This is a genomic window from Anaeromyxobacter sp. PSR-1 (genome assembly GCF_000964525.1).
In the GTDB taxonomy this organism is placed as follows: Bacteria; Myxococcota; Myxococcia; order Myxococcales; family Anaeromyxobacteraceae; genus Anaeromyxobacter.
Genome location: NZ_BAZG01000038.1, coordinates 12801 through 29267 on the forward strand (window position 1 = coordinate 12801; position 16467 = coordinate 29267).

At 75.7% G+C, this 16467-nt stretch carries 16 protein-coding genes; 12 read left to right on the plus strand and 4 right to left on the minus strand.

What is annotated here, in order from left to right:
- Positions 1 to 93 precede the first annotated feature (93 nt).
- Positions 94 to 1257, plus strand: a complete 1164-nt coding sequence (locus PSR1_RS08555) for an aspartate kinase (RefSeq protein WP_059437187.1) — start codon at positions 94 to 96, stop codon at positions 1255 to 1257.
- 79 nt (positions 1258 to 1336) lie between these two features.
- Here PSR1_RS08555 and PSR1_RS08560 read toward each other — a convergent pair whose 3' ends face one another.
- Genes PSR1_RS08560 through PSR1_RS08570 form a run of 3 tightly spaced genes read right to left on the minus strand, consistent with a single transcriptional unit; the run spans position 1337 to position 4012 of the window.
- Positions 1337 to 2230, minus strand: a complete 894-nt coding sequence (locus PSR1_RS08560) for an ATP-binding protein (protein ID WP_059437188.1) — start codon at positions 2228 to 2230, stop codon at positions 1337 to 1339.
- Positions 2231 to 2242: 12 nt separating this feature from the next.
- The gene (locus tag PSR1_RS08565) at positions 2243 to 2920 is read right to left on the minus strand and encodes a hypothetical protein (protein WP_059437189.1); all 678 of its coding nucleotides are present in this window, start codon (positions 2918 to 2920) and stop codon (positions 2243 to 2245) included.
- A gap of 36 nt (positions 2921 to 2956) precedes the next feature.
- The gene (locus PSR1_RS08570; RefSeq protein WP_082100177.1) at positions 2957 to 4012 is read right to left on the minus strand and encodes a serine/threonine-protein kinase; all 1056 of its coding nucleotides are present in this window, start codon (positions 4010 to 4012) and stop codon (positions 2957 to 2959) included.
- A 103-nt stretch (positions 4013 to 4115) separates the two neighbouring features.
- Here PSR1_RS08570 and uppS point away from each other — a divergent pair, with 103 nt between their 5' ends.
- From uppS to PSR1_RS08620, 10 genes are all read left to right on the plus strand, one after another.
- Positions 4116 to 4871 (plus strand): polyprenyl diphosphate synthase, encoded by a 756-nt coding sequence (uppS, locus tag PSR1_RS08575; RefSeq protein ID WP_059437191.1) that lies wholly within the window; start codon positions 4116 to 4118, stop codon positions 4869 to 4871.
- A 9-nt stretch (positions 4872 to 4880) separates the two neighbouring features.
- A complete protein-coding gene (locus PSR1_RS08580) occupies positions 4881 to 5726 on the plus strand; it encodes a phosphatidate cytidylyltransferase (RefSeq protein ID WP_059437192.1) in 846 nt (281 codons plus the stop codon).
- A 51-nt stretch (positions 5727 to 5777) separates the two neighbouring features.
- Positions 5778 to 6950, plus strand: a complete 1173-nt coding sequence (dxr, locus tag PSR1_RS08585) for a 1-deoxy-D-xylulose-5-phosphate reductoisomerase (RefSeq protein WP_059437193.1) — start codon at positions 5778 to 5780, stop codon at positions 6948 to 6950.
- Between the two features lie 85 nt (positions 6951 to 7035).
- Positions 7036 to 8721 (plus strand): site-2 protease family protein, encoded by a 1686-nt coding sequence (locus tag PSR1_RS08590; RefSeq protein WP_059437194.1) that lies wholly within the window; start codon positions 7036 to 7038, stop codon positions 8719 to 8721.
- A gap of 8 nt (positions 8722 to 8729) precedes the next feature.
- Positions 8730 to 9500: a tRNA (adenosine(37)-N6)-threonylcarbamoyltransferase complex dimerization subunit type 1 TsaB gene (gene tsaB, locus PSR1_RS08595; RefSeq protein ID WP_059437195.1), complete on the plus strand. Its 771-nt coding sequence runs from the start codon at positions 8730 to 8732 to the stop codon at positions 9498 to 9500.
- A gap of 36 nt (positions 9501 to 9536) precedes the next feature.
- The gene (locus PSR1_RS08600) at positions 9537 to 10997 is read left to right on the plus strand and encodes a metalloprotease (RefSeq protein ID WP_059437196.1); all 1461 of its coding nucleotides are present in this window, start codon (positions 9537 to 9539) and stop codon (positions 10995 to 10997) included.
- Between the two features lie 62 nt (positions 10998 to 11059).
- A complete protein-coding gene (locus PSR1_RS08605) occupies positions 11060 to 11956 on the plus strand; it encodes a TIGR01777 family oxidoreductase (protein ID WP_059437197.1) in 897 nt (298 codons plus the stop codon).
- 64 nt (positions 11957 to 12020) lie between these two features.
- Complete coding sequence (locus PSR1_RS08610; RefSeq protein WP_059437198.1) at positions 12021 to 13040, plus strand: aspartate-semialdehyde dehydrogenase; 1020 nt, start codon at positions 12021 to 12023, stop codon at positions 13038 to 13040.
- A gap of 160 nt (positions 13041 to 13200) precedes the next feature.
- Positions 13201 to 14121: a fibronectin type III domain-containing protein gene (locus PSR1_RS08615; protein WP_059437199.1), complete on the plus strand. Its 921-nt coding sequence runs from the start codon at positions 13201 to 13203 to the stop codon at positions 14119 to 14121.
- Complete coding sequence (locus tag PSR1_RS08620; protein ID WP_059437200.1) at positions 14121 to 14831, plus strand: MXAN_2562 family outer membrane beta-barrel protein; 711 nt, start codon at positions 14121 to 14123, stop codon at positions 14829 to 14831. The genes PSR1_RS08615 and PSR1_RS08620 overlap by 1 nt, the downstream gene beginning before the upstream one ends.
- A gap of 125 nt (positions 14832 to 14956) precedes the next feature.
- Here the strand turns inward: PSR1_RS08620 and PSR1_RS08625 are convergent, their stop codons facing one another.
- A complete protein-coding gene (locus PSR1_RS08625) occupies positions 14957 to 15769 on the minus strand; it encodes a carbon-nitrogen hydrolase family protein (RefSeq protein WP_059437201.1) in 813 nt (270 codons plus the stop codon).
- Between the two features lie 241 nt (positions 15770 to 16010).
- Here PSR1_RS08625 and PSR1_RS08630 point away from each other — a divergent pair.
- On the plus strand, positions 16011 to 16467 hold a 457-nt coding region (locus PSR1_RS08630), incomplete at its 3' end, for a helix-turn-helix domain-containing protein (protein ID WP_059437202.1).

A 16467-nucleotide genomic window follows, 5' to 3' on the forward strand; every position in this document is an offset into this window, starting at 1 on the left:
GGTGGCGAGCGGCGGGAAGGGCCGTGCGGCGCGGCGCGCGCACTTGCCCGCGACCCCGGGTCGCGGCATCCTCCGCGCGCCGGAGGTGTGCGAATGCCCGTGGTGGTCCAGAAGTACGGCGGCTCGTCGGTGGGGACCGTCGAGAAGATGCGCAACGTGGCGGAGAAGGTCGCCGCCGCGCGCCGCGCCGGGAAAGACGTGTGCGTGGTGGTCTCCGCCATGGGCGACACCACCGACGACCTGCTCTCGCTCGCGAAGCAGATCTCGCCCGCGCCGGCCCGGCGCGAGCTGGACATGCTGCTCAGCGCCGGCGAGCGCATCTCCATGGCGCTGCTCTCCATGGCGCTCAACGACCTGGGCGTGCCCGCCATCAGCTTCACCGGCAGCCAGTCGGGGATCATCACCACCGACAGCCACTCCGCCGCCCGCATCCTCGAGGTCCGCGCGTTCCGCGTGCAGGAGGAGCTGGCGAAGGGGAAGGTGGTGATCGTGGCCGGCTACCAGGGCGTGTCCACCAGGAAGGAGGTCACCACGCTCGGCCGCGGCGGCTCGGACACCACCGCGGTGGCGCTCGCGGCGGCGCTCGGCGCCGACTGCGAGATCTACTCCGACGTGGCCGGCGTGTTCACCGCCGACCCGCGGGTGGTCCCCTCGGCCGCGCGCCTCGACGCGCTCTCCTACGAGGAGATGCAGGAGCTGGCCGCGGCGGGCGCGAAGGTGCTGAACGCGCAGGCGGTGGAGTTCGCGAAGGAGCGGGGCATCGCCATCCACGCCCGCTCCACCTTCGGCGGCCCGGAGGAGACGGTGGTGAAGGGCGGCGCGCACCCGGAGCGGATCGCCGGGGTCGCGATGCAGAAGGGGCTGGCGCTGCTCGGGTTCCCGGCGGCGCGGCTCGGCGACGTGCTCGGGATCCTGGAGCGGCACGGCGCGGTGGCGCTGGAGATCGCGGTGCCGGGCGAGCGCGCCGGCGTGGCGCTCGACCTCGAGAACGTGCACGACTGGCCGGTGCTGCGCGCGCAGCTCGCCGCCGAGGTGGCGGGGCTCGCCGCCGAGGACGAGGCCATCGGCGCGGTGTCGGTGGTGGGGACCGGGATCTCGGCCGGCCACCGGGTGCTGCGCGCGGTGACCGCGACGCTGGCCGAGCTGGGCGCGCGGCCGCGGGCGCTGTTCACCTCGCCGCTGCGGGTGACGGCCTACTGCGACGCCGCGGTCCTGAAGGACGCCGCGCGCCGGCTGCACGAGCAGCTCGTCGGGTAGCGTCCCTCGACTCCGCGCGGCCCTCGGGCCGCGCTACGCTCGGGACGAGCGCGATGTCCCGCTCGGGCGAATCGAAGGCTCAGCCCCAGAAGCCGCCGGAGCCGGCGCGGTCCTTGCGCAGGTCGTGGCCGGGGTCGAGCTTCACGAACGTGCACATCTCGTTCAGGCGCGAGTAGATGCGGTCGCCCACGCGCTGGGCGAGCGTCATCGCCTCGGCGTCGCGCCGCCACTCGGGCGACGCGGTCCGGACGTGCTTGCCGGGCTCCTCGCGCACCGGGTTCTCGTCCGGGCGCAGGAAGTAGTTGGTGGCGAAGAGCGTGGCGAGCCCGGAGTTGAAGCGCCGGCTGATGAGCTCGTCCAGCATGGAGCGCTCCCACTCGGTGCCGCGCTCCTTGCCCAGCTCGTCGATGGCGAGCACCGGCACCGAGAGCAGCGGCCGCAGGATGTCCATGTGGCTGCGGTTCGCGTCGAAGCCGGCCTTGATCTCCGACAGCAGCAGCATGAACTCCACGTACCGCCCGGACACGCCCTTCTCGAGCGCGAGCCAGCGCAGCGTGGCGACGAGCAGGTGGGTCTTGCCGGCGCCGGGCCGGCCGTAGAGCAGGTAGCCCTTGGTGGGCGCGTCGCGCCGGAACTTGCGCGCGAAGTCCTCCGCCACCGCGCGGGCGCGGGCGTGGTCGGGCGACCAGCTCTTGAAGCTCTCGAACGACGCCTTCGCCACCGCGGCCGGGATGCCGATCTGGTTGAACACCGCGATGCGCTCGTCGAGGTGCCGGCAGCTGCACACCTGGGCCACCGTCGAGCCGCCCTGCGGCACGAGCACGTAGCCGGTCTCCTCGCAGCGCGGGCAGCTCGCCTGGCAGGCGCAGCGGCGCGCGCGGGCGGTCGCGCCGAGGATCTGCTCGACGACGTAGCCGGCGCCGCCGCAGTCGGCGCAGGCGCTGGCGCTGGCGCTCTCGCGGGGATCGGGCATGGGCGCGGGAGTCTACACCGAACCCCGGAGGCAGGTGAGCCCCGCCCTCCGGGCCAGATCGGAGAGGTGCGCCCGCAGCGCGTCGCGGTGCGCGCGCCGGCTCGCGCCGCGGGACCGGGGCCCGGCCAGCAGCCGGATGCGCGGCCCGAGCGCGGCCCGCTCCGCGCGGGGGAGGGTGGCGAGCCAGGCGTGGAGGATGCGCGCGTCGGCCGCGGCGAGCGCCGCCTCCACCCGCTCGAGCGGCGAGCCCTCGTGCGCCTCGGCCGCCGCGAGCGCGCGCCAGGCGGCGCGGTACCCCTCGCGCTGCGCCTCGTCGGCCTCGCGCCCGGCGCCGGCCACCAGCTCGCGCGCCGCGCGGAGGCGCGCCTCGGCGGCGTCCGCCTCGCCCGGCGGCGCCGGGGCGTCGCCCACGCGCCCGCCCTGGTAGGCGCGCCACTCGTCCTCCACCGCGAACCGGAGCGCGCGGATGGAGCGCGGCGGCGAGGCGCCCGGCGCGCGGCGCTCGGTCGCGTCCTCGAGCCCGCGGCGCAGCCCGCGGCACACCACCGCCACCGGGACGCCGCGCCGCTCCCACTGCGCGATCAGCTCCTCGTCGAGCGGCGACACCAGCAGCCCGTTCCCGCGCAGGCCGAGGAAGTACTCGGTGACCACCGCGTGGTAGCCGAGCGCGCCCTGGGGAAGGTCCGACATCGCCTCGGAGGGTACCGCGCGCGTCCGTCAGCGCGCTCAGCGGGCGGCGAGCGCCCGCCGCACCTCGGCCGCCGACTGCGGCCGCCGCGCCGGGTCCTTCTCCAGCAGGTGCAGCGCGAGCCGCGCCAGCGCCGGGTCCGCGCCCGGGTTCACCTCGGCGAACGGCGGGGGCGGCAGGTCGAGGATCTCGTGCCACAGCGCCACCGGGTCGCGCGCCGAGAACGGCGGCACGCCGGCGAGCAGCTCGTAGAGGATCACGCCCAGGCTGTAGAGGTCGCTGCGCGCGTCCACCGGGTGCCCCTGCGCCTGCTCGGGCGACATGTAGCGGTAGGTCCCGACGATGCGCCCGGCCTGGGTGAGCGCGTCGTCCACGTCCCGCTCCGCCTCCAGCTTCACCAGCCCGAAGTCCATGAGCCGCGCGCGCCGCGTGTCGTCCACCATCACGTTGGACGGCTTCAGGTCGCGGTGCACCAGGCCGCGGCCGTGCACGTACTCGAGCGCGTCCACCACCTGCTCCAGCACCCCGCGCATCCGCGCCACGCGCACCGGGCGGTTCAGCGCGGCGCGCTGCTCCTCCGAGAGCGGCGCGATGCGCGCGCAGGCGGCCAGGTCCTCGTCGTCACCGCTGGCCGGGCGCGGCGCGAGCACGCCCACCTCCTCGGTCTCGGGCTCGTCCATCATGGCGGCGAGCGCGCGGATCGCGTCCGGCCCGGGCTCGCCGGTGGAGCCGGTGATGGCGTCCAGCGCGAACGGCTCCGGGTCGGTGGCCAGGCAGGCGTCGGCGTCGAGGGCGGGCGACAGGTACGCGCGCAGGTCGAGCCCCTCCACCAGCTCCATGGCCAGGTACGAGTAGCCCTCGGTGACCCCCGCGTCGAAGACGCGCACCACGTTGGGATGATCCAGGGTGCGCAGCACCTCGTACTCGCGCGCCAGCCGCCGGGCGGCGGTCGCATCCACCGCCGGTGCGGGCCCGAGCACCTTCACCGCGGCCAGCTCGCCGGTCTCCAGGTGGCGCGCCCGGTAGACGGTGCCGATCCCGCCGCGTCCGACGACGGAGACGATCTCGTACGAGCCGACGCGGTGCGGGGGCACCGATCGAGCATAAGGGGCCGGCGTCGCAGGGGTCAAACCGCGCCCCCGACCCCCCGCCCGTCCGGGCTCGCCCCTGTGCCGCGCCGTGCTATAAGCGCGCGCGATGGCGGACCCCACGGTCGAACAGCTCGAGGCACGCGTGCGCGCACGCCCCCTGCCGCGCCACGTCGCCATCATCATGGACGGAAACGGACGCTGGGCCGAGAACCGGGGCCTCCCGCGGGTGGCCGGTCACCGGGAGGGCTCGGAGGCCGTCCGGGCGGTGACCCGGGCCGCGCGCCGGGTCGGGCTCGAGGCGCTCACGCTGTACGCCTTCAGCTCCGAGAACTGGGCGCGCCCGGACGAGGAGGTGGGCGCGCTCATGCAGCTGCTCGCCGACTACCTCGAGAGCGAGCGCGCCGAGATGATGCAGAACGGCATCCGGCTGAACGCCATCGGCGAGCTGGACCGCCTGCCGGACTTCGTGCGCGAGCGGCTGGACGCGGCGCGCGCCGAGACGGCCGGGAACGACCGGATGGTGCTCACGCTCGCGCTCTCCTACGGCGGCCGGCAGGAGCTCGTCCACGCCGCCCGCGCCGCCGCCGCCGCGCGCGGCCCGGCGCTCGACGCCGACGACCTCGAGGCCGCGCTGTGGACGCGCGGGCTGCCCGAGCTGGACCTGCTGGTGCGCACCAGCGGCGAGCGCCGCATCTCCAACTTCCTGCTGTGGCAGTGCGCCTACGCCGAGCTGTACTTCTCCGAGGTGCTCTGGCCCGACTTCCGCGACGCGGCGCTGTTCGAGGCCATCGCGGACTTCCAGGGCCGGCAGCGCCGGTTCGGCCTCACCGGCGCCCAGGTCGCGCGCCCCGAGCGCGGGTGACCGGCCGCGATGGGCGCCCTCGACCCGAAGAACCGCCAGAACCTGCGCCTGCGCGTCGCGTCGGCGGTGGTGCTGTTCCCCCTGGCGGTGTGGATCACCATCCTCGGCGGCCTGCCGTTCGCGCTGCTCGCCGCCGGCGCCGGCGCGGTGGCGTCGAGCGAGCTCATCCTCATGTTCGCCGGGCTGGGCCTGGCCGAGGCGTTCGGGATCGCGGTCGGCGGGGCCATCCCGCTCGCCGCCGCGTTCGGGCAGGGCGGCGAGCTGATGCCGGGCTGGACCTGGCTCGCGCTGGCCGGCGCCACCGTCGCGCTGTTCACGCTCTACCTGTTCCGCCGCGGGCCGCTCGAGGAGATCCCCCGCTCGCTCGCCGCGGTGTCGCTCTCCTGGCTCTACTGCGGCGTCCTGCTCGCCTCGGTGGTCGCGCTGCGGCTGCGCTTCGGGGTGGAGTGGGTGATCCTGGCGTTCGTGGTGACGTGGGGGAACGACACGTTCGCCTACTTCGCCGGCCACGCGTTCGGGAAGCACAAGATGTACGAGCGCATCTCGCCCAAGAAGACCTGGGAGGGGTTCGCGGGCGGCGCGGTGGGCTCGATCGCCGGGGCGCTCGTCACCCGGGCGCTCCTGCCCGCGCTCGGCGCGGAGCTGTCGGTCGGCCACGCCGTGCTCATCGGCGTGGGCGGCGCGGTGCTCGGGCCGCTCGGCGACCTGGCCGAGTCGATGGTGAAGCGCGCCGCGGGGGTGAAGGACTCGGGCAAGATCATCCCGGGCCACGGCGGCCTGCTCGACCGCATCGACGCGCTCCTGTTCGTGTCTCCCTGGGTGTACGCGGTGGCGCACGTCCTCCAGGCCCGGTAGGTGCCCGGGACGCGGCGGCGCGGCGCCGGCCGGCGTGGTAGAGAGGAGCCCGTGAAGCGCGTCGCCATCCTCGGGTCCACCGGCTCCATCGGCGTCCAGGCGCTGGACGTGGTGGGGCGCTTCCCCGACCGCTTCGAGGTGGTGGGCCTCGCCGCCGGGCGCAACGCGCCGCGGCTGCTCGAGCAGATCCGGCGCTTCCGCCCGCGGGTGGTCTCGGTCTGCGACGAGGCCGCCGCCCGCGCCGTCCGCGCCGAGGCGCCCCCCGGCACCGAGGTGCTCTCCGGCGAGGCGGGCGCGGTGGCGGTCGCGAGCCACCCCGACGCGGCGTTCGTGCTGGCGGCCATCTCCGGCGGCGCCGGGCTCCGCTCCACCGCGGCGGCCATCGAGGCGGGCAAGCCGGTGGGGCTCGCGAACAAGGAGTCGATGGTGCTCGCGGGCGAGCTGCTCATGGCCCGCGCCGCGGCGAAGGGCGTCGCCATCCTTCCGGTGGACTCCGAGCACAGCGCCATCCACCAGTCGCTCGTCGGCCACAACCGCGGCGAGGTGCGGCGGCTCATCCTCACCGCGTCCGGCGGGCCGCTGCGCTGCACGCCCGCGGCGGAGCTGGCGGCGGTCACGCCCGAGCGCGCCCTCAAGCACCCGAACTGGTCGATGGGCGACAAGATCACCATCGACTCCGCCACCCTGATGAACAAGGGGCTCGAGGTCATCGAGGCCCGCTGGCTGTTCGGGGTGGAGCAGCAGCGCATCGACATCGTGGTGCACCCGGAGTCGGTGGTGCACTCGATGGTCGAGTACGTGGACGGCTCCATCGTGGCGCAGCTCGGGATCTCCGACATGCGCGGGCCGATCAGCTACGCGATGGGTCACCCGGAGCGCATGCCGCTCGACCTGCCGCCGCTCGACCTGGGACGGCTCGGCAAGCTCACCTTCGAGCCGCCCGACCCGGCGCGCTTCCCCGCCTACACGCTGGCGTACCGCGCGCTCGAGCTGGGCGGCACCGCGCCGGCGGTGCTCTCCGGCGCCGACGAGGCCGCCGTGGCCGCGTTCCTGGCGCGCCGCTGCAGCTTCACGCAGATCGCCGACGTCTGCGCCGACGTGCTCGAGGCGCACGTGGTGGAGCCGGTGCGCTCGGTGGAGCAGGCGCTCGCCGCGAGCGAGCACGGCCGCCGGGAGGCCGAGAAGCGCGTCGGCGCGCTGGCGCACGCTCCGGCCGGGCGATAGGGCGCGCGGGGCGATCCGCCCCGCCCACTCCCCCGCCGACGGGGCAGGCGAGCGTCTTCGCCTCCCCGGTGCTAAGTAAAAAAGAATGCCGGACCTCCTCCTGAAGATCGGATCCATCGTCCTCCTCCTCGGGGGGCTCATCTTCGTCCACGAGCTGGGCCACTTCGTGGTCGCGAAGCTCATGGGCGTGAAGGTCGTCCGCTTCTCGATCGGCTTCGGGCCCCGGCTGTTCGGGGTGCAGCGCGGCGAGACCGAGTACCGGATCGCGCTCCTGCCGCTGGGCGGCTACGTGAAGATGGCCGGCGACGATCCCTCCGAGTCGCTGGCCCCGGAGGACGCGGGCCGCGGCTTCCTGGAGCAGCGGCCGTGGAAGCGCCTGCTCATCGCGGTGGCCGGCCCGGCCGCGAACCTGATCTTCCCCGGCGTCATCTACATCGCGCTCGCGCTCGCCCAGAACGGCCAGCCCGCGCCCGGCCCGGTGGTCGGCACCGTCGCGCCGGGGACCCCCGCCGCGGAGGCGGGTCTGCAGCCCGGCGATCGCATCCTGAGCGTCGCCGCGCCCGGCCAGCCGGCCGATCCCGTCCGCTACTTCTCCGACCTGCGCGACCTCGTGTCGCCGCACCCCGGCGAGCCGCTCACCTTCCGGGTGGAGCGCGACGGCGAGGAGCGGGCGCTCACCATCACCCCGGCGAGCGAGCAGGAGTCGAACCCCATCGAGTCCACCCGGCGCGGCGTGATCGGCGTGACGCCGACCTACCCGAGCGCGGTGGTGGCGCCGGTGCGGCCCGGCCTCGCCGGCCCGCTCGAGCCCTTCGACCTCGTGATCTCCGCCGGCGGGAAGCCGGTGCGCCACGCGGGCGACCTGGAGCGCGCCGTGGCCGCGGCGCGCTGCGGCCCCATCGACCTCGAGGTGGTGCGGGAGTCGCCGCGGACGCTCCCGGGCGTCGCGCTCGCCGACCACCGCGCGGTCTCGCTCCCGCAGGTGCCCACCTGCGCCGCCGGCGAGCGGACCTTCGCGCCGGCGGATCCGGCGGTGTCCACCTTCATCGCCACGGTGGTCCCGGGCAGCCCGGCCGAGAAGGCGGGCCTGCGCCGCGGCGACGCCATCGCCTCGGTGAACGGCAAGCCGGTCCGCTCGTTCCTGCGGGACGTGAACGCGTTCGGGCGCGACTTCCTGAAGGCCGGGACGCCGGTGCAGCTCGGGCTCCTCGACGGCCGCACCGTGGCGCTCGTGCCGGCGAACGAGACCTACCGCGACGAGATCACCGGCGAGCCGGCGCAGCGCCTCGTGCTGGGCTTCCAGCCGGATCAGCGCGACGCGGTGGATCCGCTCGCGCTGCTGGCCGAGCAGGTGCCGCTCGCGCGCGGCGCGGTGGAGGCGTTCCAGCTCGCCTGGCGGCAGCTCCACGAGGTGGTGCGGCTGACGGTGCTCGGCATCGTCCGCATCGTCACCGGCGACATCAGCTTCAAGACGGTGGGCGGGCCCATCATGCTGTTCTCCATCGCCTCCGAGGCGGCGGAGGAGGGCTGGGGCTCGTTCCTGTTCAAGATGGCGCTCATCAGCGTGAACCTCGGCCTGATGAACCTGCTGCCCATCCCGGTGCTCGACGGCGGCCACATCGCGCAGGCGGCGCTGGAGGGCGTCACGCGCCGGCCGCTCTCGGTGCGGACCCGCGAGCTCGCGAACATCGTCGGCATCGTGCTGCTGTTCACGCTCATGCTGTTCGTGTTCAAGAACGACATCGTGCGCCTCATGCGGCCGATGGAGTAGAACGGCCCGTGCTCGTCGCCGCCCTCGACACCGCCACCCTCACGCTGTCCTGCGCCCTCGTCGACCTCGACCCGGCCGGCGGGCCGCCGCGCGTCCGCTGCGAGCGCACCGAGCACGCGGTGAGCAAGCCCGCGCCGGGCCGGACCGGCGGGCACGGCGCGCGCCTCCCCTCGGCGCTCACCGACCTGCTCGTCGCCGAGGGGCTGACGCTCCCCGACGTCGAGGGGTACGCCATCGGCATCGGCCCCGGCTCGTTCACCGGCCTGCGCATCGGCCTCGCCACGTGGAAGGGGCTCGCCTACGCGAACCGGCGGCCCATCGCCGGCGCGTCGAGCCTGGCGGCGCTCGCGCTCGGCGCGGTCCCCACCGCGCCGGAGGGCGCGCTGCTCGTGCCGCTCCTCGACGCGAAGAAGGGCGAGGTGTACGCCGGCTTCTACCGCGTCTCGCGCGGCGCGGTGGAGCCGGTGGCCCCGGACGCCGCGCTCGCCCCCGGCGCGCTCCTCGACCGCGTCGCGGCGCTGCCCGGCGGCGCGGGCGCGCTCGCGTTCGGCGAGGGCCTGGCCGCGTTCGCGCCGGCGCTCGAGGGCCGGCTGGCCCGCCTCGCCGGCGCCCCGGTCGCCCCGCCGGCCGCCGCGATCGCGGCGCTCGCCGCCCCCGCGCTCCTCACCCGCCCGTACGACGCGCAGGCGCTGTTCGCGCTCGAGCCGCACTACGTCCGCGCCAGCGAGGCGGAGCTCAAGTTTCCCCACGGCCTCGGGCCCGGCGCGCAGCGGCCCTGAACCGCGCGCGCCCCCCGCCGGCTCCCGGTGATCGCCATGGAACCCGCCGTCTTCCGTCCCGCCGCACGCGCCGTGCTCCCGTCCCTCCTGCTGGGCGCGGTGGGCGGCGCGATGGTCGGCCTGCTGGCCGGCATCCCGCCGGTGCTCGCGGCCCTGTTCGGCGGCGCCGCCGCGGCGGTCGCGCTCGGCGTCCGCCAGGTCACCGGCCTGCGCGCGGTGGCGAGCGAGGAGGGGCTGCGCGTGCTCGGCCGCGAGGACGGCCTCGACGCCCGCTGGTCCGACCTGCGGGTCGGGTTCGGGCAGAGCCCGCGCCCGGTCGGCCCGCCGCAGCGCTACGCCATCGTGGCCGACGCGCGCGGCCGCTCGTTCGCGTTCGCCGACCTCGCCGGCGCGCCGCCCTGCGCCCCGGTGCGCGGCCTCGACGGCGACGACGTCGAGGTGACCGACCTCCGCGACGCGCCCCTGCTGCTCGCGCTCGTGGTCCAGCGGGCGCCGGCCTGGTTCGCGCTGCCCCAGGGCCTGCTCGCGCCGCCGCCCGAGCCGGTGCCCGAGCCAGGCGCGGCCCCGGCGTCCGCGCGCTCCGGCGAGCCGCGGCGCGCGAGCGTCGGGTTCCTGGGCGTCCTCGCGAAGCTGGGCGGCACGGCGCTCAAGGCGCTCAAGACCGCCAACGTCGGCTGGGCGGCCGCCTCGGCCGCCGCGTACGGCGTCATCTTCTCCTGGAAGTTCGCGCTCGCGCTCCTGCTGCAGCTGTTCGTGCACGAGTACGGCCACGTCCACGCCATGCGCCGCACCGGCATGCAGGTGCGCGGCATGTACTTCGTGCCGTTCCTCGGCGCGGTCGCGGTCACCGAGGACGCGTTCACCTCGCGCTGGCAGCAGGCCTACGTGGCGCTCTCCGGGCCGATCTGGGGCTCGGTCTTCGCGCTGGTGCCGGCCGGCCTGTGGCTGTGGACGCGCGAGCCGATGTTCGCCGCGGTGGCGTCGTGGTGGGCCGTCATCAACCTGTTCAACCTCATCCCGGTGTCGCCGCTCGACGGCGGCCGCCTCATGCAGGCGCTCGCGTACTCGTTCTCGTCGTCGCTCGGCCTGGCGCTCACCGTGCTCGGCCTCGGCGGCGCGGTCGCGGTGGGGAGCGCGCTCGGGTACGGGCTGGTCTGGCTGGTGGCGCTGCTCGGCGCGATGGAGCTGATGGGCGAGGCGCAGTCGCGCGCCGGCGGCCGGGCGCTGCGGCTCCTGCCCGAGCGCGCGCGCTTCGGCCCCGAGCACTTCCGCTACCTGCGCGCGGTGGTCGGGCCGCCGCTCGGCTCGCCCTCCGAGGCCATGTGGCTGCGCGGCCTGGACCGGCTGGAGAAGGCGGCCCGCGCCGCGCCCATGTCGCCGCGGCAGATCGCCGCGTGGGGGATCGCCTACGCCGCGCTCGCCGGCGGGCTCCTCGCGCTCGTCCACTTCCTGGCGCACGTCCCCGGCGCGAACGTGGCGGCGCAGCTGCTGGGGTGAGGCACGCGGGCGCCCCGCGTGGCGGCGGGCCACCGGCCCGTCCCGCCGTCTAGAATCTCCGCATGCACGTCTTCCTCACCGGCGCCACCGGGCTCATCGGGCGGCCGGCCGCGGCGGCGCTCCTCGCCCGCGGCCACGCCGTCTCCGCGCTCACCCGCTCCGCCGCGCGGGCCGCCCTGCCGCCGGGCGTGCGGGTGCTGGAGGGCGACCCGGCGTCGCCGGGGGCCTGGGAGGAGGCGCTGGCCGGCTGCGACGCCTGCGTGCACCTCGCCGGCGAGCCGGTGGAGGGGCGCTGGACCGCGGAGAAGAAGCGGCGCATCCGCGACAGCCGGGTCCTCTCCACCGAGCGCATCGCCGCGGTGATCCGGGCGGGCGGCCCGCGGGTGCTCGTGTCGGGGAGCGCGGTCGGCTTCTACGGCGCGCGCGGCGACGAGGTGCTCGACGAGGGCGCGGGGCCGGGGGAGGGGTTCCTGGCCGAGGTGAGCCAGGCGTGGGAGGCGGCGGCGCGGCCGGCGGAGGCGCGCGCCCGCGTGACCTGGCTGCGCACCGGCATCGTGCTCGCGCGCGAGGGCGGGGCGCTGCCGCGGCTGGTGCAGCCGTTCCGGCTGCTCGCGGGCGGGCCGCTCGGGCGCGGCGACTTCTGGCAGCCGTGGATCCACCTCGACGACGAGGTCGGCCTCGTGCTCCTCGCGCTCGAGGACGCGCGCGCCGCCGGGCCGCTCAACGCCGCCGCGCCCGCGCCGGCGCGGAACCGCGACCTGGCGCGGGCGGTGGGGCGCGTGCTGCACCGCCCCGCGCTCGTGCGCACGCCCGAGCTGGCCGTCCGGCTCGCCGTCGGCGAGATGGCCGAGGTGGTCCTGGCGAGCCAGCGGGTGGTGCCGCGCCGCGCGCTCGAGCTGGGCTACCGCTTCCGCTTCCCGGACCTGGACGCCGCGCTCGCGGACCTGCTCGCGCGGTAGCGCCGCTTGCCGGCCGCGCGGCGGGCCGCTAGGTTCCGCCCCCCGTCCCCGGAGGAACGCCGCCATGTCGAAGCCCATCTCCGTCGCCCTCGTCGGCGCCACCGGCCTGGTCGGCCGCGCGGTGCTCGACGCGCTGGGCGAGTCCAGCCTGCCGCTCTCGCGCCTGACGCTGCTCGCCTCGGCGCGCTCCGCCGGCACGCGCCTCGAGCACGCCGGGGCCGAGCTGCCGGTGGCGGCGCCGGCCGAGGGCGCGTTCCGCGGCGTGGACGCGGCGATCTTCTGCGCGCCGGCAGAGGTGGCGCGGGAGTGGGCGCCGCGCGCCTGGGCGGAGGGCTGCGCGGTGGTGGACGCCTCGCCCGCGTTCCGGCTGGAGCCGGACGTGCCGCTGGTGGTGCCGGAGGTGAACGGCGCGGCGGTGGACGGCTTCCGCGCGCGCGGGGTGGTGGCGAGCCCGGGCGGCGCCGCGGCGGCGCTGTCGGTCGTGCTCGGGCCGCTGCACGCGGCGGCGGGGCTGGAGCGGGTGGTGGCGACCACGCTCGAGCCGGCGGCCTCGGCGGGCCACCGCGCGGTCCAGCAGCTCGAGCGCGAGGCGATGGACCTCATGAACGGGCGAGAGCCCGAGCCGGGCGGCGCGGTGCCCCACCGGCTGGCGTTCAACCTGGTGCCGCAGGTGGGCGCGTTCCTGGAGGACGGCCGCACCGACGCGGAGGAAGGGCTCGGCGCCGAGCTGCGCAAGGTGCTCGGCGCGCCCGGGCTGCGCGTCGCCGCCACCGCGGTGCGCGTGCCGGTGTTCTACGGCCAGGCGGCGGTGGTGAACGCCGCCACCGCGCGGGCGCTCCCCGCCGCGGCGGCCCGCGATCTCCTGCGCCGTTCGCCCGGCGTGAAGGTGCTCGACGCGACCGCGGAGGGCGTCTACCCGATGCCGATGCTGGCGGTGAACGACGACGCGGTGCTGGTCGGCCGCGTCCGCGACGACCGCTCGCAGGAGCACGGGCTCGAGCTGGTGGTGGTGTCGGACGAGCTGCGCAAGGGCGCCGCCACGAACCTGGTGCAGATCCTGGAGCGGCTGGCCGCGCTGCTGTAGCGCGCTGCCATTTTGTCAGCCTCGCCGGCAGGGCCGCGGAGCCTTTGCCAATTTGGCGGTCCGGGGCGTCCTGCCACGGGCCGAGGCGGCGCAACCGCGCGCCGCCCCTCGCGATCGTCCGCTTGCCCGGGTGGCGCTCCACTTGCACAATCCGCGCGTCATGAGACGCGCGATCCTCGCCGCCGCCCTCCTCGCCGCGCCCTTGCTGGCGACCGCCCAGATCAACCCGACCGCGGGCCAGGTGAAGGCCAGCCAGGAGCCCGAAGACAGGTACATCAACGCCGCGCAGTGCACCGGCGCGGATCCGAGGCAGCTCGAGCTCATCTGGCAGATCCAGGTGAAGAGCGGCACGTTCTCCACCGGCGGCCGGTACCACGTCTTCGCGTCCAGCGCGGGCGCGTACACCACCAGCGGCACGAACCAGGGTTACTGCGCCGAGAGCGACGACACGACGAACGGCATCCAGTCCGCCGAGATCCGCAGCCTCATCGCCGACGACGCGTCCGTGCTCACGCCGGAGGCGTTCGACCCGGTCGCGATCGTGAACGCGGTGGGGCAGCAGGCCTGCACGGTCGAGGCGAAGACGATCTACATCTGCGTGCACTGGTACGACTCGGGCGGCACGCGGCGCGGCTTCGCGCAGGGCCAGGTGACGCTCAGCACCGCCACGCCCGCCACCCCGGTGAATGTCCGGGTGACGCCCGGCGAGAACGCGCTCAACGTGAGCTGGAACGACGGGCCCGACGGCGCCGAGAGGACGTACGAGTACCAGGTCCTGGCCACGCCGACCGGGACCACCGCCACCGTCTACTCGCGCCGGCTCACCGGGACGAGCCTGCGCCTCGACGGTCTCACCAACGGCGTCACCTACGACGTCCAGGTGGTCGCATACACCGAGGCGGGCAACCCCAGCACCCCGTCCGGCGCGGTGAGCGGCACGCCCGTGCCGGTCTCCGACTTCTGGGAGCAGTACAAGGCGCGGGGCGGCACCGACTCCGGCGGCTGCGGCGCGGGCGGCACCGGCGCGCTCGCCATGATCGGCGCCGCCGCGCTGGCCGCGCTGCGCAGGAGGAAGCCGTGATGCGGTCCGCCACCCTGACGCTCGCGGCGCTGGCCGCGGCGGCGCTCCTCGCCGCCCCGGGGGCCGCGCGCGCGCAGCCCTCGCCGAAGCGCGGCTCGATCGAGCTCGGCGCCGGCAACTACACGCCCGACGTGGACTCCGGCTTCGCGAAGCCCGGGCCGTACGAGCAGGTGTTCGGCGGCGGGAAGGGCTGGATGTTCCGCGCCGGCTTCGGCTACGCGCTCTACTCCGGCGTGGGCGTGGTGGAGGGCGGCTTCCGGAGCGGCTACTTCCGGCGCTCGGGCAAGGGCATCGTGGACGTCTCCGGCACCCCGGTGCGGTCCGGCGACAAGACCACCTTCAACATCATCCCCACCAGCCTCACGCTCACCTACCGCTTCGACTGGATGGCCGAGCAGTGGCACATCCCGCTCGCGCCCTACGCGCGCCTGGCTGCGGAGCGCTACAACTGGTGGGTGACCGACGGCCGCGGCAAGTCGGTCGAGTCCGGCGCCACCAACGGCTGGTCCTGGACCGCCGGCGTGGCGCTGCTGCTCGACGTCATCGACCCGGGCAGCGCCCGCGACCTCGACCGCGAGACCGGCATCAACCACACCTACCTGTTCTTCGACGTCACGCAGGCGAAGGTGGACGACTTCGGCTCGAAGAAGAGCTGGGACCTGTCGAACAAGGACCTGGCGATGGCCGGGGGCCTGATGTTCGTGTTTTAGGTCCGCGCGGCCCCTCGACTCCGCCCGCCTGCGAGTCCGCTCGCAGTGAGCCTGTCGAACTGCGAGCCGTGCCGGGCTACCGCTCGGGGTGAGCGGGGTCGTGAAGCGGTCTCTCCAGGCGTCCGCTACAGCTTCCGGTGCTTCAGCGCCGGGAGCTCCTGGCGCACCTGCTCCAGCCGCTCGCGGCGGAACGGGGCCACGCACACGCCCTCGCCGTCCGGGCAGCGGGCGAGCACCACGCCCCACGGGTCCACGATCATCGCGTTGCCGAAGGTCTGCCGGCTGGCGGAGTGGCGGCCCACCTGCGCCGGCGCCATCACGTACGCCAGGTTCTCGATGGCGCGGGCGCGGAGCAGGACCTCCCAGTGGTCCTTGCCGGTGAACAGCGTGAACGCGGCCGGGATGGTGATCACCTCGGCGCCGAGCGCGGCCAGCTTCCGGTACAGCTCGGGGAAGCGCAGGTCGTAGCAGACGGTGAGCCCGATCCGCCCGAGCGGCGTGGGCGCGATCACGACCTTGTCGCCCGGCACCACCACCTCGGACTCGGCGTAGCGCGCGCCGTCGGGGATGGAGACGTCGAACAGGTGGATCTTGCGGTACGCCGCCGCCACCCGGCCGTCGTCCGCGATGAGCACGCTCGTGTTGGCGGTCTTGCCCGGGTCGTCCACCTTCTCCGCGATCGACCCGGCCAGCACATACACGCCGCGCCGCCGCGCCACCTCGCTGAGGGCCTTCACCGTGGGGCCTTCCAGCGTCTCGGCGCCGGCCCGGCGGCCCTCCTCGGGCCCCATGTACGCGAAGTTCTCGGGCAGGCCGATCAGCCTCGCGCCCAGGTCCGCCGCCTCGTTCACCAGCCGGACCGCGGTCTCGAGATTCCGGGACCGGTCCGCCGTGGAGGTCATCTGCACCGCGCCGAGCAGGTAGGTGGGAGCAGCCATGCGCTCTCCTTAGCATTCCCTGCCGGGACGTTGCAGGCCCGCGTCGCGGGACGGCGCGCGGGACGATCTGACGGGGCTGCGCCCCGCCCCACCGAGCGGAGCTCGGTAGGGCCCCACCCGGCTCGCCGGGTCCCTTGCGCCGGCGCGAGCGGCTGCGCCGCTTCCGCGCCGCCGCCCCGGCTGGCTCGCTTCGCTCGCTGACCGTTCACGAACGATGACCGGACGTCTAGACTTGCGGCGCATGCCCGGCTTCTACACGACGTTCGAGGCGGCCCGCCTCCTCGGCGTCTCGCTACCCACGGTGGTGAACTGGATCGAGGCCCGGCGCCTCAAGGCGCACCGGACGCCCGGCGGCCACCGGCGCATCGCGCGCGAGGAGCTGGCCGCGTTCATGCTCCGGCACGGGATGCCGGTGCCCGACGAGCTGTCCGGCGCGGCGCCGGCGCGGCGCAAGGTGCTGGTGGTCGCCGAGCCCGGCCCGGCGCGGGAGGGGACGGCGCGGCAGCTCGCGGTGGCGGGGTACGCGGTGGAGCAGGCCGCCCCGGGGTTCGCGGCCGGGGCCGCGGCGGCGCGGTTCGCGCCCGACGCGGTCGTGCTGCACGCGAGCGGGCCGGACGGGGGAGAGTCGCTGCGCGCGTTCCAGGCGGATCGGGAGCTGGCGGCGGTGCCGGTGGTGGCGGTGGCGCACGCCGACTGGG

Excerpts from the sequence above, each read along its gene's own strand:
- PSR1_RS08625 (WP_059437201.1), bottom strand. The coding sequence starts at position 15,769 with ATGGCTGCTCCCACCTACCTGCTCGGCGCGGTGCAGATGACCTCCACG.
- PSR1_RS08600 (WP_059437196.1), top strand. The coding sequence starts at position 9,537 with ATGGAACCCGCCGTCTTCCGTCCCGCCGCACGCGCCGTGCTCCCGTCC.
- PSR1_RS08615 (WP_059437199.1), top strand. The coding sequence starts at position 13,201 with ATGAGACGCGCGATCCTCGCCGCCGCCCTCCTCGCCGCGCCCTTGCTG.
- PSR1_RS08580 (WP_059437192.1), top strand. The coding sequence starts at position 4,881 with ATGGGCGCCCTCGACCCGAAGAACCGCCAGAACCTGCGCCTGCGCGTC.
- PSR1_RS08620 (WP_059437200.1), top strand. The coding sequence starts at position 14,121 with ATGCGGTCCGCCACCCTGACGCTCGCGGCGCTGGCCGCGGCGGCGCTC.
- PSR1_RS08610 (WP_059437198.1), top strand. The coding sequence starts at position 12,021 with ATGTCGAAGCCCATCTCCGTCGCCCTCGTCGGCGCCACCGGCCTGGTC.
- PSR1_RS08565 (WP_059437189.1), bottom strand. The coding sequence starts at position 2,920 with ATGTCGGACCTTCCCCAGGGCGCGCTCGGCTACCACGCGGTGGTCACC.
- PSR1_RS08560 (WP_059437188.1), bottom strand. The coding sequence starts at position 2,230 with ATGCCCGATCCCCGCGAGAGCGCCAGCGCCAGCGCCTGCGCCGACTGC.
- PSR1_RS08555 (WP_059437187.1), top strand. The coding sequence starts at position 94 with ATGCCCGTGGTGGTCCAGAAGTACGGCGGCTCGTCGGTGGGGACCGTC.
- uppS (WP_059437191.1), top strand. The coding sequence starts at position 4,116 with ATGGCGGACCCCACGGTCGAACAGCTCGAGGCACGCGTGCGCGCACGC.
- PSR1_RS08590 (WP_059437194.1), top strand. The coding sequence starts at position 7,036 with ATGCCGGACCTCCTCCTGAAGATCGGATCCATCGTCCTCCTCCTCGGG.
- PSR1_RS08605 (WP_059437197.1), top strand. The coding sequence starts at position 11,060 with ATGCACGTCTTCCTCACCGGCGCCACCGGGCTCATCGGGCGGCCGGCC.